The sequence below is a fragment of the Desertivirga brevis genome (genome assembly GCF_017355835.1).
This window is the reverse complement of sequence record NZ_JAFEWF010000002.1, coordinates 352415-375625: the sequence shown is the minus strand read 5'-3', so window position 1 is coordinate 375625 and position 23211 is coordinate 352415. Positions and strand designations below refer to the sequence as shown.

25 protein-coding genes are annotated in these 23211 nt (G+C 39.5%); 3 read left to right on the top strand and 22 right to left on the bottom strand.

The window, feature by feature from the left end:
• Positions 1-111: 111 nt before the first annotated feature.
• The 3 genes from rlmN (at position 112) to J4N25_RS09535 (ending at position 3278) form a co-directional block, all read left to right on the top strand.
• Positions 112-1161: a dual-specificity RNA methyltransferase RlmN gene (gene rlmN, locus J4N25_RS09545; protein ID WP_207421966.1), complete on the top strand. Its 1050-nt coding sequence runs from the start codon at positions 112-114 to the stop codon at positions 1159-1161.
• 182 nt (positions 1162-1343) lie between these two features.
• Positions 1344-1895 (top strand): ComF family protein, encoded by a 552-nt coding sequence (locus J4N25_RS09540; protein ID WP_242695843.1) that lies wholly within the window; start codon positions 1344-1346, stop codon positions 1893-1895.
• A gap of 3 nt (positions 1896-1898) precedes the next feature.
• Positions 1899-3278, top strand: a complete 1380-nt coding sequence (locus tag J4N25_RS09535) for a hypothetical protein (protein WP_207421964.1) — start codon at positions 1899-1901, stop codon at positions 3276-3278.
• A gap of 162 nt (positions 3279-3440) precedes the next feature.
• Here the strand turns inward: J4N25_RS09535 and J4N25_RS09530 are convergent, their stop codons facing one another.
• From J4N25_RS09530 to J4N25_RS09425, 22 genes are all read right to left on the bottom strand, one after another.
• On the bottom strand, positions 3441-4097 hold the full coding sequence (locus J4N25_RS09530) for a DUF4159 domain-containing protein (protein WP_207421963.1): 657 nt from the start codon (positions 4095-4097) through the stop codon (positions 3441-3443).
• A gap of 32 nt (positions 4098-4129) precedes the next feature.
• Complete coding sequence (locus tag J4N25_RS09525) at positions 4130-4828, bottom strand: 16S rRNA (uracil(1498)-N(3))-methyltransferase (protein ID WP_207421962.1); 699 nt, start codon at positions 4826-4828, stop codon at positions 4130-4132.
• 8 nt (positions 4829-4836) lie between these two features.
• Entirely contained in the window at positions 4837-6162 is a 1326-nt protein-coding gene (locus J4N25_RS09520) for a hemolysin family protein (protein ID WP_207421961.1), read from the bottom strand.
• 3 nt (positions 6163-6165) lie between these two features.
• Positions 6166-6720, bottom strand: a complete 555-nt coding sequence (locus J4N25_RS09515; RefSeq protein WP_207421960.1) for an inorganic diphosphatase — start codon at positions 6718-6720, stop codon at positions 6166-6168.
• A gap of 1 nt (position 6721) precedes the next feature.
• Positions 6722-7369 carry a DedA family protein gene (locus tag J4N25_RS09510; protein ID WP_207421959.1) on the bottom strand — a complete coding sequence of 216 codons (648 nt, stop codon included), beginning with the start codon at positions 7367-7369 and terminating at the stop codon, positions 6722-6724.
• Positions 7370-7419: 50 nt separating this feature from the next.
• The gene (locus J4N25_RS09505; protein WP_207421958.1) at positions 7420-8799 is read right to left on the bottom strand and encodes an NADH-quinone oxidoreductase subunit N; all 1380 of its coding nucleotides are present in this window, start codon (positions 8797-8799) and stop codon (positions 7420-7422) included.
• 27 nt (positions 8800-8826) lie between these two features.
• Complete coding sequence (locus J4N25_RS09500; protein WP_207421957.1) at positions 8827-10302, bottom strand: complex I subunit 4 family protein; 1476 nt, start codon at positions 10300-10302, stop codon at positions 8827-8829.
• 23 nt (positions 10303-10325) lie between these two features.
• Entirely contained in the window at positions 10326-12239 is a 1914-nt protein-coding gene (nuoL, locus tag J4N25_RS09495; RefSeq protein ID WP_207421956.1) for an NADH-quinone oxidoreductase subunit L, read from the bottom strand.
• A gap of 51 nt (positions 12240-12290) precedes the next feature.
• Positions 12291-12620, bottom strand: coding sequence for an NADH-quinone oxidoreductase subunit NuoK (nuoK, locus tag J4N25_RS09490; RefSeq protein WP_207421955.1), 330 nt, complete (start codon positions 12618-12620; stop codon positions 12291-12293).
• A 5-nt stretch (positions 12621-12625) separates the two neighbouring features.
• Positions 12626-13117, bottom strand: coding sequence for an NADH-quinone oxidoreductase subunit J family protein (locus J4N25_RS09485; RefSeq protein ID WP_207421954.1), 492 nt, complete (start codon positions 13115-13117; stop codon positions 12626-12628).
• Between the two features lie 47 nt (positions 13118-13164).
• Positions 13165-13662 (bottom strand): NuoI/complex I 23 kDa subunit family protein, encoded by a 498-nt coding sequence (locus tag J4N25_RS09480; protein WP_207421953.1) that lies wholly within the window; start codon positions 13660-13662, stop codon positions 13165-13167.
• A 38-nt stretch (positions 13663-13700) separates the two neighbouring features.
• The gene (gene nuoH / locus J4N25_RS09475; RefSeq protein WP_207421952.1) at positions 13701-14756 is read right to left on the bottom strand and encodes an NADH-quinone oxidoreductase subunit NuoH; all 1056 of its coding nucleotides are present in this window, start codon (positions 14754-14756) and stop codon (positions 13701-13703) included.
• Positions 14756-15760, bottom strand: a complete 1005-nt coding sequence (locus J4N25_RS09470; protein ID WP_207421951.1) for an NADH-quinone oxidoreductase subunit G — start codon at positions 15758-15760, stop codon at positions 14756-14758. Before J4N25_RS09470 ends, nuoH begins: the two co-directional genes overlap by 1 nt.
• Positions 15761-15780: 20 nt before the next feature.
• Entirely contained in the window at positions 15781-17148 is a 1368-nt protein-coding gene (gene nuoF, locus J4N25_RS09465) for an NADH-quinone oxidoreductase subunit NuoF (RefSeq protein WP_207421950.1), read from the bottom strand.
• A gap of 3 nt (positions 17149-17151) precedes the next feature.
• Positions 17152-17688, bottom strand: coding sequence for an NADH-quinone oxidoreductase subunit NuoE family protein (locus tag J4N25_RS09460; protein ID WP_207421949.1), 537 nt, complete (start codon positions 17686-17688; stop codon positions 17152-17154).
• Positions 17681-18889 carry an NADH-quinone oxidoreductase subunit D gene (locus J4N25_RS09455; RefSeq protein WP_207421948.1) on the bottom strand — a complete coding sequence of 403 codons (1209 nt, stop codon included), beginning with the start codon at positions 18887-18889 and terminating at the stop codon, positions 17681-17683. Before J4N25_RS09455 ends, J4N25_RS09460 begins: the two co-directional genes overlap by 8 nt.
• A gap of 1 nt (position 18890) precedes the next feature.
• Positions 18891-19394 (bottom strand): NADH-quinone oxidoreductase subunit C, encoded by a 504-nt coding sequence (locus tag J4N25_RS09450; RefSeq protein ID WP_207421947.1) that lies wholly within the window; start codon positions 19392-19394, stop codon positions 18891-18893.
• Positions 19394-19936, bottom strand: coding sequence for an NADH-quinone oxidoreductase subunit B (locus tag J4N25_RS09445; protein ID WP_207421946.1), 543 nt, complete (start codon positions 19934-19936; stop codon positions 19394-19396). Before J4N25_RS09445 ends, J4N25_RS09450 begins: the two co-directional genes overlap by 1 nt.
• A gap of 108 nt (positions 19937-20044) precedes the next feature.
• Positions 20045-20425, bottom strand: coding sequence for an NADH-quinone oxidoreductase subunit A (locus J4N25_RS09440; protein ID WP_207421945.1), 381 nt, complete (start codon positions 20423-20425; stop codon positions 20045-20047).
• Positions 20426-20520: 95 nt separating this feature from the next.
• Positions 20521-21294, bottom strand: coding sequence for a tetratricopeptide repeat protein (locus J4N25_RS09435; RefSeq protein ID WP_207421944.1), 774 nt, complete (start codon positions 21292-21294; stop codon positions 20521-20523).
• Positions 21278-22192 (bottom strand): tetratricopeptide repeat protein, encoded by a 915-nt coding sequence (locus tag J4N25_RS09430; protein WP_207421943.1) that lies wholly within the window; start codon positions 22190-22192, stop codon positions 21278-21280. The genes J4N25_RS09435 and J4N25_RS09430 overlap by 17 nt, the downstream gene beginning before the upstream one ends.
• A gap of 15 nt (positions 22193-22207) precedes the next feature.
• Complete coding sequence (locus J4N25_RS09425) at positions 22208-23110, bottom strand: PstS family phosphate ABC transporter substrate-binding protein (RefSeq protein ID WP_207421942.1); 903 nt, start codon at positions 23108-23110, stop codon at positions 22208-22210.
• Positions 23111-23211: the final 101 nt, after the last annotated feature.

The following is a 23211-nucleotide window of genomic DNA, read 5'->3' as shown; positions in this document are numbered from 1 at the left end:
AAGTCCCATAGCTACAGGAGAAGTAATGCTGTTACAACAACAATTATAGGAAAAATTTTTATTACCTCTTTTTTTATCAAAATTTTATCTTTAAATAAGTAAATTTGCATTGTGAATGAGGTACTTGCAAAAAAGGATATTCGAAATATATCATCTGCCGATCTGATTAAAATCCTTGGAGAAATAGGAGAACCCGCCTTTAGAGCAAAGCAGATTCTGGATTGGCTGTGGGCAAAGTCTGCTCATAGTTTCGATGATATGACAAATCTTTCGAAAGCTCTTCGAGAAAAACTTAAGGATCAGTTTACCATAAATGCTGTAAAAATCCACCAGTCTCAACATAGTTCTGATCAGACAATTAAAAACACGTTTAGCCTGTATGACAATAATATAATAGAAGGTGTATTAATCCCTACTACCGACAGAATGACGGCTTGCGTTAGTTCCCAGGTAGGCTGTAGCTTAACTTGTAAATTTTGTGCTACCGGCTATATGGAGCGTAAAAGAAACCTAGAGCCAGCTGAGATTTATGATCAGGTAGTGCTGATAGATAAGCAGGCGAAGGAAAAATATAACCAGCCCCTAACAAACATTGTTTATATGGGAATGGGCGAACCGCTTTTGAATTATGCAAATGTTTTGAAGTCCATTGAACGGATTACTGCAGAAGATGGTTTAAATATGGCTGCAAAGCGGATAACAGTTTCAACTGCAGGTATAGCTAAAATGATCAAAAAACTGGGTGATGATCAGGTGAAGTTCAATTTAGCTCTCTCGCTCCATGCAGCGAATGACAAAAAGCGTAACGAGATTATGCCCATTAATGAGCAAAACTCGCTGAAAGCATTAGCGGAAGCACTAAAGTATTACTTCCTAAAAACTAAGAACCCTGTAACTTATGAATATATAATATTTAATAACTTTAATGATAGCATTCAAGATGCTATGGAGCTAGCTAAGTTCTGTAAGCATTTGCCTTGCAAGGTTAATATTATTGAATATAATCCGATTTCTTTCGCGGACTTCGAGAACGCCGAAGACGATAAAACAGAGGCATTCGCCAATTATTTAAAAAAGCAGGGTATCATCACTAACATAAGAAGAAGCAGGGGCAAGGATATCGATGCTGCTTGCGGGCAATTAGCCGTTAAGCAACAATAATTTTAATAGCTAGAGATTTTAGTGTAAATTGTTGCATGAACCTGCTTTCCCAGCAAATTAGCGACTTTTTCTCACTTTTCTTTCCCGAGGTGTGCGCTGGTTGCGGATGTTCGCTTATCCATAATGAGGAAGAAATTTGTACGGGGTGTTTGGTGAATTTGCCCTATACAAACTTTCATTTAATGCCTGACAATAGTTTAGCCCGGCAATTTTGGGGGAGAGTTCCATTTACTTTCTGCGGTGCGTTCCTATACTTTTCAAAAGGGAGTCGCGTGCAAAGCCTGCTGCACCAATTAAAATATAATAACAGACCTGAAGTAGGGCTAAAACTGGGACATTTATATGGGAAACAGCTATCAAGCGCACTTTCGTCTTTTCTTCCAGATGTTATTGTTCCTGTTCCTTTACATCCCAAGAGGCAAAAAAAGAGAGGTTATAATCAGAGCGAGTACTTTGCTCGGGGATTATCTGAAACAATGCACATTCCCATTGACACTTCTACCCTTCAAAGAGGTGCCTTTACAAGCTCGCAAACAAAGAAATCTCGCTTTTTAAGATATGAAAACATGAAAGACGTCTTTTTTCTTTCCAAAGCAGAGGAGTTTGAAGGCAAACACATATTATTAGTGGACGATATAATAACAACAGGAGCTACAATCGAATCTTCTGCAATCCCTATCCATGAAGTTCCTGCAACCAAGATCAGCATCGCAGGAATTGCATATACCAACTAAATTATGGCGCGCTTCTTTCATTTATTCTCGGTGTTGTTTGGAATACTCTTCCTCCTGGCGTGCCGTAAAGAGGATAATTTCTACTACGGTCAGGGAAACCCGCTTGTCTTTTCTAATGATACCATTAAATTCGATACCGTTTTTACATCAATTGTTTCAACCACCCAACGGGTGAAGATAATTAATCCGTCAAAAAAAGATATTATAATATCGAATATAAGGCTGGGTGGCGGAGAGGAGTCACCTTATCAGGTTAATATCAATGGTATCGCAGTTACCAGCCTTGATAAATTCAAAATCAAAGGAAGAGACTCAGCTAACGTTTTTGTCCGCTTGAATATTTCTCCTAGCCAAAAGACAGCACCTTTTCTTATTTCTGATTCCATTAGTTTTACAACTGATGGAAAAATGCAAAGCATACATTTACAAGCCTTCGGGCAGAATGTGCGTTTAATCCGAGCAGCAACTATTTCTAGTTCTATAACTTGGGATAGAAAATTACCTTATGTGGTTTACGATTCAGTAAAGGTTCTCGAAGGGGTTACCCTTACAATTGAAGGAGGAAGCAGAGTGTATTTTCACAAGGGAGCGCGACTATCGGTTGCTGGTACCTTAATAATTGATGGTAATTCAGATGATTCTGTCACTTTAGCAAGTGATAGAAGAGAAAAACTTTATTCAGAAGTCCCGGGGCAGTGGGACGGGATATATTTTGAGCGATCGAGCTCAAAAAATTTGATTGAACATACCACTTTAAAGAATGCGCTTATAGGTTTGAATGTAATAGAAGGGGCCGGAGATTTAGCCCCAAGACTTACATTAGCAAACTCTATTGTAAAGAACATGGAAATTTCCGGGATTATTGGTCATAATACGTCTATTACTGCCTTCAATAACTTAATTATTAATTGTGGCAAAAATCTAATTCATTGTAGCAATGGAGGTAATTATAATTTTAAGCAAAACACCTTTGCCAACTATTATAGCTACGGAATTAGAAGTACTCCGTCGCTATTCTTCAATGACTACCGTCTAAACGGCCCTGGCAAAATCACGAATCTCACTTTAATCAACAATATTATCTGGGGAAACCAGACTGAAGAGTTAATTATAGAAGAGAAAGGGCAACAATTTACCCGGGTAATACGGTCAAACTTAATTAAATCCAGAGATAGAAATTTCGAAACGACAAATATCTTGAACCTAGATCCAGAGTTTAGAGACATAAACAGGAATAACTTTAACCTTAGAAATACTAGTAACGCTGCTAATAAGGGAGAAAACCTTAGCACCGATCCATACTTTGAGACGTGGTTGAGGCGAGACCAACAATCCAAAGAGAGATTATTCCCTTCAGACTTAGGCTGTTACGAAATATTTTAAGTTTTTTAAAAATATTGTAACCTTTCTGGTGTTATACAGTACAAGTAATTGAGAGCGTTAATTTAGATAGAAAGAGCTGGAAGTCACAAACGACCAGCTTTTTCTTTTTTACACTAGTTTGCTTCTTTAGACTTAGCCTTCTACGCTTAGCAAAACCGAGCTCTATTGAGTGAGTGCATATTGAACAAGATTAGCTCCCATCTTCAGTGCTCTTTGTCTTGTCTCTTCAGAGTCACCCTGATAAGTACCAGAATCCTCCCAGCCATTCCCAAGATCGCATTCAAATGTATAATAGCAAACAACCCGGCCTTTATAGATCAGTGCTAATCCCTGTGGCCTTTTTCCATCATGTTCGTGAATTTTTGGAAGGCCAAGAGGGAACTTAAACCTTTGATTATATATACTATGAGAGGTCGGTAACTCTACAAAATTTAATTCAGGAAAGACCTTTTTCATTTGCGGCCGTATGAATTTATCTAATCCATAGTTATCATCTATATGAAGAAAACCTCCTCCAGTCAGATACTTCCTTAAATTTCCGGCTTCCTGCTCAGAAAACTGAATATTTCCGTGACCCGTTAGGTAAATAAAAGGGTAGTTAAATATATCATCACTGCCCGCCTCTACAATACCTTCCTCAGTATTAAGGTTAGTACCTAGGGTTTTATTACAAAATTGGATCAGATTAGGAAGTGCTGTTCTATTCGCGTACCAATCACCACCGCCATTATACTTCAACTTCGCTAACTTATACGTTGGAGAAGAAAAAGATAAAAGGCTTAATGTGAACGCAAGAGAAGCAAATAATAGCTTTTTCATAAGGTTCCTTAATTACGTAACGAATAACTGGGCTATCTATTGAGGAAATTTACCTCGAAACAAGCTTCAAGGGCTGCTGTTTCGGTCCTCAACCTACTTGATCCTAACGAAATCGCTTTAAAATCATTGCTTTTTGCTAAAGCAATTTCCTCTGGACTAAAGTCGCCCTCAGGACCAATAAAAATAGTATAGTTTCCTCCTGGCTGCAAGGAAAAGCGGAGTTCATGCTTGTGTTCGTCCAAACAGTGCGCTATGAACTTATCATTTTTTACTGATCGAATAGCTTGATTATACTTAGAAAGAGGATTCAATTTCGGGTGATAAGCCTTTAGAGATTGCTTCATGGCAGAAGTTATTATTTTATTTAGTCTGTCCAGTTTAACCTCTTTACGCTCCGAACGCTCGCAAAGTATTGGCGTAATCTCATCAATACCAATTTCAGTTGCTTTTTCTAAAAACCATTCAACTCTCTCAATGTTCTTGGTCGGAGCTATCGCAATATGCAAGTAATGGTTCCTTTTCCCAAATTCTCTCTTAGCATCTATTACTTCAAGAGAAGTACGCTTAGGATTTGGGTCGGTAATTTGTGCACTAAATAACCCTCCTTTACCATCAATAAGTTGAACAATATCATTTCGATCAAGACGTAATACTCGGATACAGTGCTTGCTCTCCTCTTCATTTAAGGTATAAGTTCCTCCGGTGATATCAGGGGTATAAAAAAGATGCATAGGAGAAATCAATGCAGGTCAACAGCATCTTCTGGATTGATCTCCAGATCTAATTTTACAGATTCTATGTTCTGCTCTGTTTTCTTTAGCACGGTTATAGTATAGCCATAGAAATCCTTTCTTTCGCCAACTTCGGGAATTTTTCCGAAAATATCACTCACTAGCCCTCCAACGGTATCGTAATCCTCATCTTCTGGAAGATCATGGGGCAAATACTCGTTTACGTCATAGATTGTAGCCGATGCATTTACAATAAATTCATGCTCCGATACCTTTTCCACAATTGGTTTCTCCTCATCAAACTCATCCTGTATCTCACCAACTAATTCCTCAACAATATCTTCGAGCGTCACCATCCCTGCTGTTCCTCCAAATTCGTCGAGGACTATCGCGATTTGTATTCGTCTAAGCTGAAACTCACCAAGTAGATCATTGATCTTCTTAGTCTCAGGAATAAAATAAGGTTTTCTGATAAGGTCCTTAAGAACTAATTCTTTATTAACTGCAACTATAGGTAAAATATCTTTAGCATGTACAATACCCACAATCTTGTCTATGGTGTCATCGTACACAGGAATACGAGAGTATCCTTCTTTAATTATGGTTTGTAACAGCTCATCAGAGGGAGTGCTTATCTCGATACCCGATATCTTCGTTCGAGGCACCATGATATTCTTAACAACTCTCTCGTTGAAATCGAAGACGTTCTTGATAAGCTCGTGTTCGTTAACGTCCAGTGCACCCGTTTCCTTTCCCTGATCCAATAAATATTGAAGCTCTTCTGAACTATGGTTAGCCTCATGACCACTAATTGCATGAATGCCTATTGCACGAAGAATTAAATTCGCAAAGCCATTCAGCAATAAAATAAACGGTCTAAAAACTAGATAAAAGAAATGTAATGGGAGGGAAACTCCCATCGTTATGCCAATTGGCTTTTGGATTGCCAGCGATTTTGGAGCCAATTCTCCGAAAACAATATGCAGTATGGTGATAATTCCAAAAGCCACAATAGGGGATATTGTCTCAGAAAAAGAAGCTATTACAGCTGGACTTGCATTGAATGATATTAATATATTACTAATAATATGCTCCATCACTTCCTCCCCCACCCATCCGAGGCCTAGAGAAGCCAGAGTTATCCCTAGTTGTGTGGCAGCTAGATACCCGTCTAAATGCTGAAGGATATGCTTCGCCGTCTTAGCCACTCTATTGCCTGATTTTGCCGAAACTTCAATTTGCGAGGCACGCACTTTGACTATAGCAAATTCTGCCGCAACGAAAAAGCCGTTTAGGAAAACAAGAAAGAATGTAAGGAATATCTGAAAAGCCATTATTTAGACATTAGTAACAAAAGTACTATTATATAGTTCAATACTTTCCTGAATAATCTTATAGGCATATTCCCTGCCATGAAGCTGCTCAATAGTCACGTTCTTATGTTCCAGAGCTTTATAATCCTGGAAGAAACGAACAATTTCCTTCATAGTATGAGGAGGCAGATTTTCAAGATCTTCAATGTAGTTGACAGACATATCGTTCTTTGCAACAGCAATTATCTTATCGTCCTGCTCTCCATTATCAACCATGTGCATTACACCGATTACTTTCGCTTCGATCATAGACATAGGAAACACATCTACAGAGCAAAGCACAAGAATATCAAGAGGGTCTTTATCATCACAATAAGTTTGTGGGATGAATCCATAGTTTGCAGGATACATTACAGATGAAAATAGAATCCGGTCCAAACGTAATAGACCAAAGTCTTTATCAACTTCGTATTTTGCTTTCGAACCTTTCGGTATCTCTATAATTGCTGTTACATAGTTAGGCACATCCTCTCCGGGAGTTACTCTATGCCAAATGTGGTCTTTATCTTTAATTTCCATTTTATTTTAATTTATTTTTCTGTGATAGAATTCTGCTTCGAATATAAGTCCAGACAAGAGGGATCGCTGTGATAATAACAAACCCTGCTATAATGTACATAAGGTATTCATTAACCTGCCTCTCAAATTTCATCCCCAGAAAATACCCAAGCAACGTTAACGACACGATCCATAAAATTGCACCTATAACGTTATAAATAGCAAACTTCACAAAATTCACATTTATAAGGCCAGCAACGATAGGAGCAAAAGTCCTGACTATTGGGATGAATCGGCCCATAATTAAAGCGAAAGCTCCCTGCTTATTATAGTATTCTTGAGCTGAGATGAGATATGCCTTTTTAAAAAAGAAAGAATCGTCTTTTTTATACAAGACCGGCCCTGTCTTTTTACCGAACCAGTAACCAACGAAGTTCCCCAGAATTGCGGCCAAAAGAAGTCCTGAAATCAACAAGATTATAGACACATCGAGTTTGTCGGTTGCCACAAACATACCGGCCAAAAAAAGTAGATAATCTCCTGGCAAGAAGAATCCAAAAAACAGCCCGGTCTCGGCAAAAACTACAAAAAGGAGAACGTAAAATCCCCCTTCTTTTAGTAACATTTCCGGATCTATTAACGAATGGATCGAGTCCCAGAGTTCGTGCATAAGCGAATATCCGTAAATCTACGAATATTAATAATATTTTGTTTGAATAATCAAATGAGTCTTGAAATCAAGTCAGGATATACACCAAGAATTACTGTAACGATAGCAGAAATCCCCAGAACAAATTTGAACAGGGGAGATACTACAAGTTCGTTGCGTTCCGACGGCCTGAAATACATTGCTATAATTACCTTAAAATAGTAGAAAATACCAACTAAAGCATTCAAAACGGCAAAAATTACCAGGTAGATATGATAACCGGCTAAAGCACGATTAAACATCATAAGCTTTCCGATAAATCCAGCAGTTAAAGGAATACCAGCAAGAGATAGCATTGCGATGGTTAATGTGAATGCCAGAAAAGGATTTTTCCTGGATATTCCATTGAAGCTATCAAAGCTGTCATTTCCTACCTGACGCTGAAGAACTATTAAAACAGCGAAGGCGATGATCGATGCTACTGAATAGGCTGCAGCATAGACAAACACAGAACTATCCGATTCACTATTAAGCGAGATCATAGCGAAAAGCATGTAACCAACATGAGATATGCTTGAGTAAGCCAGCATCCTTTTAAAATGTTGCTGATACACCGCAGTTACGTTTCCAACTAGTAGAGACAAGGCTGCAAAAGTTACGAATATCGGAATCCAAAATGACTGAACCGGAGAAAAACAAAACATGAACAGACGGAGAAAAGCAGCAAAACCAGCGGTTTTTACAACTGTACTCATGAAGGCTGTGATCAAGGCAGGCGATCCTTCATATACGTCTGGTGCCCAGAAATGAAACGGTGCTGCTCCAACTTTGAAACTTAATCCTATGATCATCAGTAAAACCCCTGCATAAAAAATAGGAGATACATCTTGCGGATTCTGGATAATGTAGCTCCGCATCAACTCCAAATCAAATGACCCGGTGGCTCCATATAGTAACGCAATACCGAAAAGAAGAAAACCAGTTGAAAAAGCTCCCATCAAAAAATACTTAAGAGCCGCTTCGTTCGATGCAAAATCTTTCTTCTTGATACCAGCAAGAATATATAAACTTACAGACATAATCTCAATTCCAATAAATAGCATGGTAAGATTATGATAAGAAACCATTACAATAATCCCGGCAAGTGCGAATAAAATAACAGCGTAATACTCTGCAACGTTCTCACTTATGCGTTCGAAGTAATCCTTGGAAAGAAGAAAGATTAAGATCGTTGAGATGATAGTTATTGCAGAGAAGGCAACTGCATAGTTATCAAAAAGCATCATACCGCTGTAAATAGGTTCGGCGTAGCTGTTCCATTGAGATATAGCAAGAACCAGGGCTGCAATTAGACCAATCATGGTAACTGGAAGCAAAGCCTGCTTTGCCTTAAAAAGGCCAAGATAAAGAACAAGTATTGCTAATAAAGATATCGTAATTAATGCACTCATTTTTCTGTTTGTATCAATTGACCTTGTTTAAAAACTAGAAACGTTTCCAATCTTGCCGTTTACTAAATCAATAAGCGACTTTGCCGCGGGCTCTGAAATATTCAGTAAAGGTTTTGGATATACACCGATAAGAATAACTAAACTACAAATTATAAACAGAACCAATTTCTCACTTCCAGTAATATCTCGGAAGGACAAAGTAGCTTCGTTGGCGTCCCCCAACATTACTCTCTGATACATCCTTAGCATATAAACAGCGCCTAAAATAATAGTTAGACCAGCAATTGCAGAAGCATAAATGCTGTAATTGTACACTCCCATCAACAACAAAAACTCCCCGATAAAACCATTAGTCAATGGTAACGCAACAGTTCCCAGTAAGATTATTAGAAATGCGATGGCAAATGATGGCGCTGATTTCGCAATCCCTCCCATCCTATCACTATCGCGTGTGTCAAGTCTTCTAATGATAATATCAAGTACGAAGAACATTCCAACCACATTCACTCCGTGATTTATCATCTGGATCATAGCACCTTGTAAACCATTAAGATTCCAAACGAATATTCCAGCAGCAATTAGCCCCACGTGCCCTATGGAAGAGTACGCAACCAATCTTTTCACATCCTTTTGAGTAAAAGCAATGATTGAAGCATATACAATACCAATTATAGAGAGAACAAGAACTGTTGGCCCCCACTCCGCAAATCCTAGTGGTGCAACAGGAATGAGCCATCTAATTACACCGTAAATACCCATCTTCAACATAATTCCTGAAAGCAGCATAGTGCCCGTTGTCGGAGCTTCAGTATATGTATCTGGCTGCCAGGTATGGAAAGGAAATATCGGCATCTTAATAGCAAATGCTAAGAAAAAAGCAAGGAATACCCAGCTTTGAGCACCGGCACTTAAGGAAGTATGATAAAATGACTGAAGATCATAAGTTTTATCAGCTGTTTGTTGTGCCATGTAGATCATGCCGATCAACATGATCAAACTTCCCGCTACGGTGTAAATAAAGAACTTAATGTTTACCTTAATCCTGTTCGGACCTCCCCATATTGCGCAAATAAAGTAAATAGGAATAAGGGCAGCTTCCCAACCTACGTAAAATAGAAATGCGTCCAGAGCTGTAAATACCAATAGAAGCCCGCTTTGCATGAATAGTATCAGTCCGTAAAAAGCGCCCGGATTCTTATAGTCATGGTTAAAGCTCGCCAAAATAATCAAAGGTATCAGCCCATTCGTAAGCAATACCAGAATCATGCTTATCCCATCTATTCCTGCATTGAAACGAGACCCCATCGAGAGGAACCAGGGGTAATCAACAGTAAACTGAGTTCCTCCATCAGGGTTAAACTCAGATAAGAGATAAGCGGTTAAGCCAAGTGAAAACAAAGACCAGATAAGAGCTACAGTTTTAGCTAGTTCCAGTTTACCTAAAAGACCTACGATTGCTGCGCCGATGGTGGGCAGAAATATAAGGAGTAAAATAATTTCCATTTATTCTATTCTTATCCCTCTTGTTAAATATTTAAAAAGCCATAAGCGAGTAACGCAACAATGCCTGCTATCATCATAAAAATATAGAAACCAATATTTCCAGTTTGAAGCAATCTTAAGCCTTTACTTGCTTCCGATGCTATCCTGCCGAAACCATTAACGATACCATCAATGACTGTTTTATCCATTATACGGTAGAAAAAGCCAGAAAGCCAGTTTAGAGGCTTAGCTATAACAAAGTCATAAAGTTCGTCTATGTAGTACTTGTTATAAGAAAGACTAGCTAAAGCACCCCTGTCAGCAGTATCAGGAACAGGCACATGTCCATTTTTAGCATAACGAACGTAAGCAATAACAGCTGCTATTACCGCTCCTATAACAGAAACACTCATGAGTGCATATTCGGTATTATGATCAAGCGCTACTACTTCGTGTGCTTTGGTAGAAGATGCATAGAAAACAGGTTCGAGGAATTTTGCTAACCAGTGATTACCATGAAGCGCCTCAGGAACTCCAATAAAGCCCCCAAGAATAGACAATATTGCTAATGCTATCAGTGGAAAGGTCATGGAAGCCGGCGACTCGTGCAAATGATCTTCTTGCTCCTTTGTACCTCTGAATTTTCTCGAAAATGTTAGAAATAGCATTCTAAACATGTAGAAGGAGGTGAACATTGCTCCTATTACACCAAGTACCCATAAGACCTTGTTATGTTCGTAAGCGTGAGCTAATATTTCATCTTTCGAGAAGAAGCCGGCAAAGGGAGGAATTCCCGAAATAGCAATCGTGCCGATTAACATAGTAACATAGGTTATTTTAAGCTTAGAACTTAATCCACCCATATTTCTCATGTCCTGCTCATTACTAACGGCGTGAATAACCGACCCCGCACCTAGGAACAAAAGAGCCTTAAAGAATGCGTGAGTAATAACATGAAAGAAAGCTCCGGTATAAGCGCCAACGCCCAATCCTAAAAACATATATCCAAGCTGCGAAACAGTTGAATAGGCCAATACCTTTTTTATATCTGTTTGAGTAATCGCTATCGTTGCTGCAAGCAGAGCTGTTGCAATACCAATTATAGATATGATATTTAAGGTAAATGGAGCAAGAGTAAACAGGATATTCGAACGTGCAATCATATAGATACCTGCGGTAACCATCGTTGCAGCGTGAATCAAAGCAGACACTGGTGTAGGACCAGCCATCGCGTCAGGTAACCAAGTAAACAAAGGTATCTGCGCAGATTTTCCGGTGGCGCCTATAAATAGTAGGATTGTAATAAGAACTATGATATTATTGTTAGGTGCTAGATTTGCTGCTTGTGAAAAAACGGCACTAAACTCGAGACTTTTAAACATTGAAAAGATAAGGAAGATACCGATTAAAAAACCGAGGTCTCCTATCCGGTTCATCACAAAGGCTTTCTTAGCTGCGCTTGCGTATGACGGATTGCTGAACCAGAAGCCGATTAATAAGTAAGAACAAAGTCCCACGCCTTCCCAGCCAATAAACATTACCACATAGTTCGATCCCAGAACAAGCAATAACATGAAAAACACAAAGAGATTCAGATAAGCAAAGAACTTAGCGAAACCAACATCGTGATGCATATATCCTATTGAATATACATGGATAAGGAAGCCAATCCCTGTAACGATTAGCAGCATAATTGAACTCAGAGGATCAATCTGAAATGAGAAGGGAATCCTAAGATTTCCAACCTGGATCCAATCGAATAATGGGAATACAGTAGATTTTACTGTACTTTCATTGAGTTCGGTAAATATACCGATGCTAACTATAAACGAAAGCAAAACCACTGTGCTGCCAATAAAACCAACGGCTCCCTTTGGCAAAACATTCCGCCCTAAACCGTTTATTAGAAAACCGATTAAAGGTAATAAAGGAATTAACCAGACTAAATGTGTAAACATGAACGCTTTGTATTACGTTTATCTATAAGCTTTAACAAAAATTATTAAGAATTACCACTTCAATCTATTCAACACATTGATATCAGTAGAATTCGTATTACGATAGATCATTACAATGATCGCTAGTCCCACAGCAACCTCTGCGGCAGCAAGGGCCATAATGAAAAATACAAATACTTGACCCGATGCATCTCCTCTCTGGGCAGAAAAAGCCGTAAGAAGAAGGTTAACTGCATTCAACATCAACTCCACTGACATAAAGATCACAATAGCGTTTCTGCGAATAAGTACACCGATAACTCCAATCGTGAAAATAATAGCACTGAATAAAATATAATGATTAAGAGGAACTCCCTGAATAGATTGTATAACTGATTCCATTTGATTTATTTAGGGTCTTTTTTAGCTAATAGAACAGCTCCAACCATTGCGGAGAAAAGCAATATGGAGGAAACCTCAAAAGGTAAAAGAAATTCACTGAACAGAACTTTACCCAAGTTTTTAACTAAGCCAATACCTGGATTCTTTAATACTATAGGAGCAGAAGTATCAACTGCTTTCAAAGATCCTACTAATGTAACCAATAAGCAAAGTCCCGCTACTACGCCGGCTATTTTTATTAGATTAGACTTCATAGGTTCAGTATCCTTGTTAAGGTTCAAAAGCATTAATACGAAAAGGAAAAGAACCATTATTGCACCCATATAAACGATAAAATTAACTATCGCCAGAAACTGGGCATTTAATAGTATGTAGTGAATCGTAAAAGTAAAAAAGGTTACAATCAGATATAACACGCTATGAACCGGGTTCTTGGAAAAGATCACCAGTAGTGAAAAAAAGATTGAGAGAAATGCTACTAAATAGAATAGGTTCATTAATTCTATGATTATAAATTTAGCCCCCTCTTCGGGGGCTTTGTTATTTAAGATTTAAAAGGTGCTTCGACTAGCTTGTCTTTCCCAAAAATAAAATCCTTCCTTAAATAGTCTGCAGTAACTATAGGACCGTCAAGATAAATAGCTTCTTTCGGACAAGCCTCTTCACACAATCCACAGAATATGCAACGTAGCATATTAACCTCATAAACTGCTGCGTATTTCTCTTCCCTGTACAAATGTTCTTCCCCTTTCTGGCGCTCAGCAGCAGTCATTGTAATAGCCTCCGCTGGACATGCTAATGCACAAAGTCCGCAGGCTGTACAACGTTCCTTACCGTTCTCATCCCTTTTTAAAGAGTGCATGCCTCTCCAGTTCTCAGAAACAGGCCGGGTTTGTTCCGGATAAAAAACTGTTTCTTTCTTTTTGAACATATGACGAAAAGTAATAGCCAAACCTTTGAATATGGAAGGAAGATAAAGCCTTTCCATAAAGCTCATCGGCTTTTGCTCTAATACTTTTTTTCTGTTACTTAATGATTCCATCTATCCTCCTTCTCCCAACCGGGAAAATCACGCTGTATTTATAAATAGTTAATTATATTAATAACGATGCCCGTAATTACAATATTTGCAATTGCAAGCGGAATAAGAACTTTCCAGCCCAAATGCAATAATTGATCATAGCGAAAACGTGGAATTGTCCAACGGATCCACATGAAGAAGAAAATGAAGAAAAATATCTTCGCAAATAATACCAAAACACCGATCAAAGGACCAAAAGTAGTTCCTAACGCGGCATTTACTTCGTCCATAAATGGGTAGTTGTAACCTCCCCAGTAAAGGGTTGCCATTACTGCTGAAGATACAAACATGTTGATGTACTCAGAGAAAAGGTACGCTCCTAGCTTAAAACCAGAATACTCCGTGTGATAACCTGCCACTAGTTCGTTCTCACTTTCTGGTAGATCAAAGGGTGTTCTATTACACTCCGCAAAAGCGCAAATGATAAATAGGAGAAAGCCTAGTGGCTGTTTAAAAAAGTTCCACGTGAAATAGCCGTTTTCCCAAAAGCCATGTTGCTGTTCAGCTATATCCTTCAATGATAATGTTCCAGACATCATAAGCAATGCAATTAGAGAAAGTCCCATTGCAATCTCATAACTGATGTTTTGAGAGGCAGCACGAATTGCTCCCATTAAAGAGAACTTATTATTCGAAGCCCAGCCCCCAATCATAATACCATAAACACCAAGTGAAACAACACCAAAAATGTATAGCATTCCAACGTTAATATCAGTAACCTGAAGTTCGATTGTACGACCGGCAACCTCTATAGATTGACCCCATGGGATAACTGCGCTTCCGATGCAGGCCGTCAATAGAGCTAAAGAAGGACCGAGAATAAATAAAAATGCGCTTGATTCACTAGGGATAATTTCCTCTTTGAAAAACATTTTCCCTCCGTCCGCCAAAGGCTGCAAGGAGCCATGCCAACCAGCACGGTGGGGACCAACACGACCTTGAAGAAAAGCCGCAATTTTACGTTCGGCAAGAGTAGAATATGCAGCAACGCCTAATGATATAGCAAAAATTACTGTTACAAGAACTACCTTTTCAATTAAAAATGCTACTTCCATTAAAGTTTAGTTGACCTTTCAAATTGTTCCTTATTCGCCTCCAATAATGCTGGATTTTTCCTCACAACAGATGGGGGCATTAGCTGTGCATAGTGGTTAGCCGAGATGACAGAGTGCGGACTGATCTTTCTTGGACCCTCGATCACCCAATCACTGGTTTTCTTAGTATCAAAACGGCAGGTATTACAAATAAATTCTTCTACTTCTCCGTACTCATCTTTGCGTGCAGTAACTCGTATAACATCCTCTCCTTTATACCAAAGAGTAACTTTACCTGAACATGTCGGGCAATCCCTGTGAGCATCTACGGGCTTCGTAAACCAAACACGATTTTTAAAGCGGAAAGTCCTGTCAGTTAATGCACCAACTGGACATACATCGATTACGTTACCCGAAAAATCATTGTCGATTGCTTTCTCAATGTAAGTTGAAATCTCAGCTGCATCACCTCTACCTAAAACTCCGTGAACCCGTTGCTCTGTTATCTGATCTGCTGTATACACACAACGGTAGCATAATATACAACGTGTCATGTGCAGCTGGATCTTATCGCCAATATCAACCCGATCAAACGTCCTTCTTTCGAACTCGTAGCGGGTAGCTTCCGACCCATGCTCATAAGCAAGGTCCTGCAAGTGGCACTCTCCGGCCTGATCGCAAACAGGGCAATCAAGAGGGTGATTAATAAGTAATATTTCCACAACGCCCTTTCTTGCTTCTGTAACTTCAGGAGATGTGATGTTCTGCACTTCCATTCCGTCCATTACTGTTGTACGGCATGAAGCAACCAACTTAGGCATCGGACGAGGATCTTTCTCAGATCCCTTACTAACTTTTACTAAACAGGTACGGCATTTCCCACCACTACCCTGGAGCTTGGAATAATAACACATTGCAGGAGGTACTATATCGCCCCCGATTTGACGAGCCGCGTTAAGGATTGATGTCCCTGCTTCTACGTCAATTGTTATTCCATCTATCGTAACTTTAACTTTATCAGACATGTTAAAGATTTCCTCTCAAATTAATTTGCTGCAACATTTTCCAATTTTGGAAGAGGATCCGCATAATGGGCAAGACCGAAGTTCCTGCTTACGGCTTCCTGTGGATTTGTTACATGCCATTCAAACTCATCACGGAAATGGCGTATCGCACTTGCTACAGGCCATGCGGCTGCGTCTCCAAGCGGACATATCGTATTTCCTTCAATCTTCTTTGATACGTCAACCAAAAGATCAATGTCGCTCAATTTACCGTGACCGTATTCCAAACGGTGAAGTACCTTCTCCATCCATCCCGTTCCCTCGCGGCATGGCGAACACTGTCCACAACTCTCATGATGGTAAAACCGTGAGAAATTCCAGGTATTACGCACAATACATTGATCTTCATCGTAAGCAATGAAGCCACCAGAACCTAACATTGTACCAGTAGCAAATCCACCATCGGCAAGTGACTCATAGGTCATTAGCCGAGGCTCATTGTTTACTGTTTTCAGGATTAGATTAGCTGGTAGAATTGGTACAGAGGAACCTCCTGCTACCACTGCTTTCAGACGCTTCCCGTTGGCTATGCCTCCACAATATTCTTCAGAGTAAAGGAACTCCTCTACCGAAACACCCAATTCGATCTCATAAACACCAGGTTTATTAAGATTTCCAGAAGCAGAAATAAGTTTAGTACCAGTACTTCTTCCCAAACCAATCTTGGCGTACTCTTCTCCTCCGTCATTGATGATCGGTACAGTTGCTGCAATTGATTCAACGTTGTTAACTACGGTTGGACAATTGTACAGACCTGAAATGGCAGGAAATGGCGGCTTAATCCTCGGATTACCACGTTTCCCTTCCAAAGATTCTATTAACGCTGTCTCTTCTCCACAGATATAAGCGCCGCCTCCGGGCTGAACATATAACTCCAGATCATATCCAGATCCCAAAATATTCTTACCGAGGAACCCAGCATTTTTCGCCTCTGTAATAGCTTTTTCAAGAATGCGGATCTGAGGCATCATTTCTCCTCTTACATAAATGTAAGACGTATTAGCGCCCAAGGCAAAACTCGACACAATCATCCCCTCAATTAAAGCATGAGGAATATGCGTCATCAAATACCGGTCTTTAAATGTTCCTGGTTCAGATTCGTCACCATTACAAACCAAATAACGAGGTTTACCCTCCGGTTTCGCCAGGAAGCTCCACTTCATCCCAGTAGGGAAACCTGCGCCTCCCCGACCACGTAAGCCGGACTTCTTCACTTCTTCAACTACATCTTCAGGAGACATTGTTTTCAGCACCTTTTCAACAGCCCGATAACCGCCTTTCTGACGATAAACATCAAAAGTGTTTATGCCGGGAACGTTTATATGTTCTAATAATAATTTGCGTCCCATTTCTTAACTAATTTGAGGTTTTTCGACGGTTTTTAACCTTAAACTATCAATTAACTCATCAACTTTAGCTTCGTTAAGGTTCTCATAATAGGTATAATCAGGACCAATTTGAAGCACAGGAGCCATCCCACAAGCAGCCAAACACTCGACTCCCCTCCAACTAAACAACCCATCAGCCGTAACCTCACCTTCCTTAACGCCTAGCTTCTGCTCGATGTATTTCATTACCTTCTCGGCTCCTACAATACTGCATGGTCCGGTACGGCAAACTTCCAAAACATACTTCCCTTTCGGCTCTAGAAAAAACATAGTATAAAAAGTAGCCACCTCATAAACCTCAATAGGTTTAATATCAAGGTAGTCTGCAACCTTATTCATTGCAGGTGTACTTACCCACCCATACTCCGCCTGAACAAGGTGAAGAACAGGCAACAATGCCGACTTTTGTTTTCCTTCCGGATATCGGGCTACAATCTCATTGAACTTTGATATAAGTTCAGGACTAAAAACTATTTCTTCGGTATCAGATATCTTAAGCATCTAATTCTCCTGCAATTACATTTAAACTACTCATATTGATGATAGCATCAGAGAGAAGCATTCCGCGACTCATCGGAGCATACATCTGATAGTTTATAAAACTTGGACGACGGAAATGCAGTCGGTAAGGAGCACGTCCTCCATCGCTTATCAGATAAAAGCCTAGCTCTCCGTTTGCTCCTTCAACGCAATGATAAACCTCGGCCTTTGGTATATCAACTTCCCCCATCACTATCTTAAAGTGATAGATAAGCGCTTCCATGTTGTTATAAACCTCTTCTTTAGGAGGCAAGTAGATGTCGGGAACGTTTGCATGAAAAACACCTTTAGGTTCCTTTTCAATTTTCTCGAGGGCCTGCTCAATAATTCTCAAACTTTGCCACATCTCCTCATTCCTCAACATATAACGATCGTATACGTCACCTGTTGTTCCTACCGGTATGTCAAAATCAAAATCCTCATAGGAACTGTAGGGTTCATTTACACGAACGTCATAATCCAGACCAGTAGCCCTTAAAATAGGACCAGTCCAGCTATAATTTAATGCTGTTTCCGTAGTAACAGGAGCAACACCTATCGTACGGTCCATAAAAATCCTGTTCCTGTCAAACAGATTCTGGAATTCCTTCAAAGCAACAGCATAATCTTTGGTAAACTTGCGTATCTTTTGAAATGCTATATCGTTGAAATCACGCTCAAATCCTCCTATACGACCAATATTGGTAGTCAAACGAGCGCCGCAGATCTCTTCATAAATCTCATAAATATGCTCTCGCTGCTCCATAAGATACAAAAATCCTGTATAGGCACCAGTATCAACACCAAGGATACCGTTACAGATCAAGTGATCGGCAATACGGGCAAGCTCCATCACAATTACGCGCATATAATCCACGCGCTTTGGCATTTGAATACCGAGCATTTTCTCGACTGTCATATGCCAGCCCATGTTATTGATTGGAGAAGAACAATAGTTTAAACGGTCTGTTAGTGGGGTTATCTGATAGTAAGGGCGGTGTTCTGCTATTTTTTCAAATGCACGGTGAATATAACCGATAGTTGAAACTCCGCTTATGATCTTCTCACCATCCATCTCCAACACGTTTTGAAACACACCATGCGTTGCAGGATGCGTAGGACCAAGGTTTAACGTAGTAGTTTCCTTACGGTCCAGATTTTCTATAATAGCGGGTTGATTCATGTTATCTTCCGAAGAAAAAGTCTTTTTTATCTACACGATTAGGATCCTCTAGTGGAAATTCTTTCCTCATAGGGAACGCCGTCATATCATCTACATTTAGGATACGAACCAGGTTAGGATGACCTTCGAAATTGACCCCAAAGAAATCGTATGTTTCGCGCTCCATCCAATTTGCACCCTCCCATAAGTTTGATGCTGTAGGGATACTTGGATTAACGTCTGGCAAAGCAACTTTGATCCTAACCCGCACATTATTAACAAAGCTATGAAGATGGTAAACAACAACAATGGAGAGTTGGTCTTCCGGGTAATGAATAGCAGTAATATCAGTCAAAAAAATAAACTGAAGTTCCTTATCCTCCTTTAAAAACTTCAGGATATCCTGAATATATTCTTTTGTAGTCTCGAAAGTTAACAGGCCATAAGGTTCTGCTGGAACTGATACTTTATCTCCGAACGAATTGCTTAGTTTTTGAAGTACAGCCTGATTGCTTAGTTTACCCATTACTGGATTCCGTATTTATTTAAAAGTTCTTTGTATTCTGGAGAGTTACGACGTCGTAAAGGTTCATTCTTCACCAGATCCTGCAATCTCAATATTCCATCAAGAAAAGCTTCAGGTCTGGGGGGACACCCTGGAACATAGACATCCACAGGAATTATTTCATCTATACCCTGAAGAACTGAATATGTATCGAAAATACCACCACTTGAAGCACATGCTCCAATCGCAATAACCCATCTAGGTTCGGCCATTTGGATATAAACCTGCCTTAAAACAGGCGCCATCTTTTTCGCAATCGTTCCCATAACCAAAAGCATATCGGCTTGACGAGGTGAAAAAGAGGGCCTTTCAGAACCAAAACGGGAGATATCGTAGTGATTTCCCATGGTAGCCATAAATTCAATACCGCAACATGAAGTCGCAAACGGTAAAGGCCAAAGGGAGTTAGCACGTGCTAAACCAATAACTTTATCGAATGACGTTGCAAAAAACCCTGACCCCTCAATCCCTGCTGGCGCTTCTGCTAATTTAATATCACTCATAGTTAGTCATTATTATGGAATTCATTCCATTTAAAAAAAATGAATTCCAAAGTTACAAAATAGTGTAGTTTAATAGCTGAACAAGCAGTCTATTTAGAAACAATCTAGCTAATCCCAATCGAGAGCTTTTTTCTTGATAATATAGATGAAACCAAGAAGAAGAGTACCCATAAAGATGAACATCTCTATAAGACCTTCAAATCCAACTTTGCTAAAATCGCGGAAGTTTACAGCCCAAGGGTACATGAAGATTACTTCCACATCGAATAATACAAACAAAATTGCTACCAAAAAGTACTTGATAGAAAATGGCTGACGAGCATTCCCGACAACTTCTATCCCTGATTCAAAAGGAGTTAGTTTTTCCTTGGTTTTACGCTTGGGGCCAATAAGGTGGGTTAATACCATAGTAAAAACCACAAATCCTAAAGCTACAAGCATTTGTATAATTATTGGGACATAATTAACAGCAGTGCTTTGCGTTTCCATTAAATTAAATATCGTTGCTGCAAATATAAATTAAAAGAGCCAGAAATATCCGGCTCTTTTAGTTACTTATCTTAAATTTTACTTTGCACCCTAACCTAACGGTTTAGCTGCTTCATTACCTCAGCGGCATAGGTGTTTCCAGGATCCAAGCTTAAAGTCCTGCTCAAATATTCTTTAGCCTTACCAGGGTTAGACTGTAAATAAAAGCCTGCAATATTGTTATAAGCATCAGTCAAGTCCCTTTTATTTTTGGGGTCGGTCAAGTTTTCAGGCTTTTCTCCTAGTACCTGAATATATTTTTCGTAATGAGGGACGCTTAATCCTTTCGGGTTCTTTTCATCATCCAGATAACGATTAACTCTTGCACGATACAGGTAAGCTAAAGCGTAAGATGGTGCTAATGTATTCACTTTACTAAATGCTGAATCAGCTTTTACCAACACATCGGCGGAAGCTGCTTTTTCAGCAGGAGTTTTCCCTACGTAATCGAAATAGTTCGAGTACCCAACGTAAAAATAATCAGTTACAGTATGGCTTGTAGTCGGACCTTGAACAGCAAGAGCGTATAATTTTGCGGCGTCAGCATACTTCTTCTCTTTGAATGCTGCAGCACCTAGTGTACTAAACTCTTCGGCAAGAGTAGAATCCTTGTCGATAGCTTTAGACAAATTATTATAAGCTTCAGGGTCTCCAGTTTTTAACTGCGCTTTTCCCAGGTAAGCATAATCCCAGGCAATCGTTCTACGCGGTTCTACTTTCGACAGGAAGTCCTTTAAAGCCTGCACACTCGCAGGATAGTTTCCATTTTCGTACGCTGAGATACCGAGATAACGATAAATCTTCGGGTTCGAATTATCCTGTTTCACCATCTATCTCCTGAGCTTCTTGCTCAAGCGCTTTCCAGTCGCCTTTATAAACTAATAAATCCGCAAAACGTACCCTTGAGTCTACTGATCTATCTGTGTTATCAAGATACTTCTTATAGTTGTCGACAGCAGCTTGCAAACGGGCGTTCTTTTCGGCTTCAGGAGCGCCAAAGCTCCATCTTAAGTTTGTTTCAGCCAACTCCCTATAAGCAGGACCATAATTAGGATTAATAGCGAGAATACTATTAAATTGATCTGCAGACTCTTTGAAAGCCTTAGTCATGCGATTTAGAACTCCCAATTCAACTTTTGCTCTCAACAAATTCTTATCCAATTCGAAAGCTGTACGATAAGCCCCGTAAGCTTCTCCATGCTTCTGTTGACCACGATACAAGTCCCCCAAAGCGAGGTAAACTTCAGCATCCTTTTCATCCATGCTTTTTGCCTTTTCAAGATAGGTTTGAGCAGTAGCGAAATCAGGTTTCTCAGAGGCAATTAAAGCCTTGGCTGCATATATATAAGGATCATTATCCTTCTTTGGAGCAAGCGATACAGCCTTATCAAAATTGGCTTTAGCTGATGTAGCATTGTTGCCAATCAAATCTACTGCACCCAGTCCTATATAATTTAAAGCGTTTTGACCATTAGCTGAAACACCCCTAGTGAAAGTAGCCTTAGCAGAATCAGCGTAATCTGTTTTTAAATATACATCACCTAAAAAGAAGTAATTCTCAGGAGCAGCAGGTTGTGCTGCTATAAGCCTTTTTAAAATAGATTTAGCTTGCTGATATTGCTCCGCATCAATTGCTTTCTTTGCATCAGCAATATTTTGCGCAAAGGCTGATGTACTCACAACACCCGCTATCAGACCTGCTTGTAATGCCTTTTTAATTAATTCCATAAGTTCAATTATAATTTATTTAATGAAGATTTCTCTTGAAGGTAGACTGTCCGGCAGCAATCCTGATCTTAAAACAATTCTCTGGCCCCTTTCACTGGCCAGGAACGAAGCAAAACCCGTGCCTAATCCCGGCGTACCCTGGCAATTAATGATATACAAGTTACGGCTCAATGGATATAATCCTAATGCAAGATTACTTTGTGAAGGCTTATAAAAAGAGTCTCCTCCAGGCAAGCCTTGCAAATTCTTTACCTTTAAAATTTTTATGTCCTTCACCAAATCCCTCACTTCACTTCCAGGACTTTTGATCCAATTAACTCCTATAACACCTATAGCTCCTTTATTATTGTGCACATACTTAATTACTTCAGAATTTGAAGTTAAAGCGTATATACCTGCGGTTGGTAGTTGCTCTACTTTGGCGACCTCTTTCAAATATCTTACCGTGCTTGAATTTGCATTATCAAACACCAGTTTCACTCTTTTGCTTTTGCCTTGCATGGTAGCAATTAGCTCATCCACTGTTATCGTCGAATCTTCCGTGCCTCTATTTACGATAAGAGCAATTGCATCAACAGCAAAACGGTTCATCCGTATTTTGATCTTTTTTGATTCAAATACTTTAGCTTCTTGTGGTAACAGGGCTCTCGTCATTATAGCAATGTTTACCTGATTAGACAAGAACGTAGTCAAAAGTTTATTCTCAGGTTGAAAAATAAATTTTATCGTCGCACTCTGATAACTGTTGCTAAAGACATCATACTGGTCCTGCACTATTGGGACGAGACTTTCGTCAACCACAATCTGGGTTGAACCGGAAACAGCCGTTTCTTCAACACTCTTTTTATCAGACTTATTCTGACATGACATCAGGATAAAAACAAAAAGACCTATAAAAATCTTAATCTTCGTCGTCATTACTATCAGCTGAGTTTTTTAATTCCCAATATAACCTGAATAGAGCATAGACAATCAGTAGCGCTCCAAAAGCGATTTGATAGGGACGGTCTATGTTCAAT

Excerpts from the sequence above, each read along its gene's own strand:
- J4N25_RS09540 (WP_242695843.1), top strand. The coding sequence starts at position 1,344 with ATGCCTGACAATAGTTTAGCCCGGCAATTTTGGGGGAGAGTTCCATTT.
- J4N25_RS09535 (WP_207421964.1), top strand. The coding sequence starts at position 1,899 with ATGGCGCGCTTCTTTCATTTATTCTCGGTGTTGTTTGGAATACTCTTC.
- J4N25_RS09530 (WP_207421963.1), bottom strand. The coding sequence starts at position 4,097 with ATGAAAAAGCTATTATTTGCTTCTCTTGCGTTCACATTAAGCCTTTTA.
- J4N25_RS09525 (WP_207421962.1), bottom strand. The coding sequence starts at position 4,828 with ATGCATCTTTTTTATACCCCTGATATCACCGGAGGAACTTATACCTTA.
- J4N25_RS09520 (WP_207421961.1), bottom strand. The coding sequence starts at position 6,162 with ATGGCTTTTCAGATATTCCTTACATTCTTTCTTGTTTTCCTAAACGGC.
- J4N25_RS09515 (WP_207421960.1), bottom strand. The coding sequence starts at position 6,720 with ATGGAAATTAAAGATAAAGACCACATTTGGCATAGAGTAACTCCCGGA.
- J4N25_RS09510 (WP_207421959.1), bottom strand. The coding sequence starts at position 7,369 with ATGCACGAACTCTGGGACTCGATCCATTCGTTAATAGATCCGGAAATG.
- J4N25_RS09505 (WP_207421958.1), bottom strand. The coding sequence starts at position 8,799 with ATGAGTGCATTAATTACGATATCTTTATTAGCAATACTTGTTCTTTAT.
- J4N25_RS09500 (WP_207421957.1), bottom strand. The coding sequence starts at position 10,302 with ATGGAAATTATTTTACTCCTTATATTTCTGCCCACCATCGGCGCAGCA.
- nuoL (WP_207421956.1), bottom strand. The coding sequence starts at position 12,239 with ATGTTTACACATTTAGTCTGGTTAATTCCTTTATTACCTTTAATCGGT.
- nuoK (WP_207421955.1), bottom strand. The coding sequence starts at position 12,620 with ATGGAATCAGTTATACAATCTATTCAGGGAGTTCCTCTTAATCATTAT.
- J4N25_RS09485 (WP_207421954.1), bottom strand. The coding sequence starts at position 13,117 with ATGAACCTATTCTATTTAGTAGCATTTCTCTCAATCTTTTTTTCACTA.
- J4N25_RS09480 (WP_207421953.1), bottom strand. The coding sequence starts at position 13,662 with ATGGAATCATTAAGTAACAGAAAAAAAGTATTAGAGCAAAAGCCGATG.
- nuoH (WP_207421952.1), bottom strand. The coding sequence starts at position 14,756 with ATGGAAGTAGCATTTTTAATTGAAAAGGTAGTTCTTGTAACAGTAATT.
- J4N25_RS09470 (WP_207421951.1), bottom strand. The coding sequence starts at position 15,760 with ATGTCTGATAAAGTTAAAGTTACGATAGATGGAATAACAATTGACGTA.
- nuoF (WP_207421950.1), bottom strand. The coding sequence starts at position 17,148 with ATGGGACGCAAATTATTATTAGAACATATAAACGTTCCCGGCATAAAC.
- J4N25_RS09460 (WP_207421949.1), bottom strand. The coding sequence starts at position 17,688 with ATGCTTAAGATATCTGATACCGAAGAAATAGTTTTTAGTCCTGAACTT.
- J4N25_RS09455 (WP_207421948.1), bottom strand. The coding sequence starts at position 18,889 with ATGAATCAACCCGCTATTATAGAAAATCTGGACCGTAAGGAAACTACT.
- J4N25_RS09450 (WP_207421947.1), bottom strand. The coding sequence starts at position 19,394 with ATGGGTAAACTAAGCAATCAGGCTGTACTTCAAAAACTAAGCAATTCG.
- J4N25_RS09445 (WP_207421946.1), bottom strand. The coding sequence starts at position 19,936 with ATGAGTGATATTAAATTAGCAGAAGCGCCAGCAGGGATTGAGGGGTCA.
- J4N25_RS09440 (WP_207421945.1), bottom strand. The coding sequence starts at position 20,425 with ATGGAAACGCAAAGCACTGCTGTTAATTATGTCCCAATAATTATACAA.
- J4N25_RS09435 (WP_207421944.1), bottom strand. The coding sequence starts at position 21,294 with ATGGTGAAACAGGATAATTCGAACCCGAAGATTTATCGTTATCTCGGT.
- J4N25_RS09430 (WP_207421943.1), bottom strand. The coding sequence starts at position 22,192 with ATGGAATTAATTAAAAAGGCATTACAAGCAGGTCTGATAGCGGGTGTT.
- J4N25_RS09425 (WP_207421942.1), bottom strand. The coding sequence starts at position 23,110 with ATGACGACGAAGATTAAGATTTTTATAGGTCTTTTTGTTTTTATCCTG.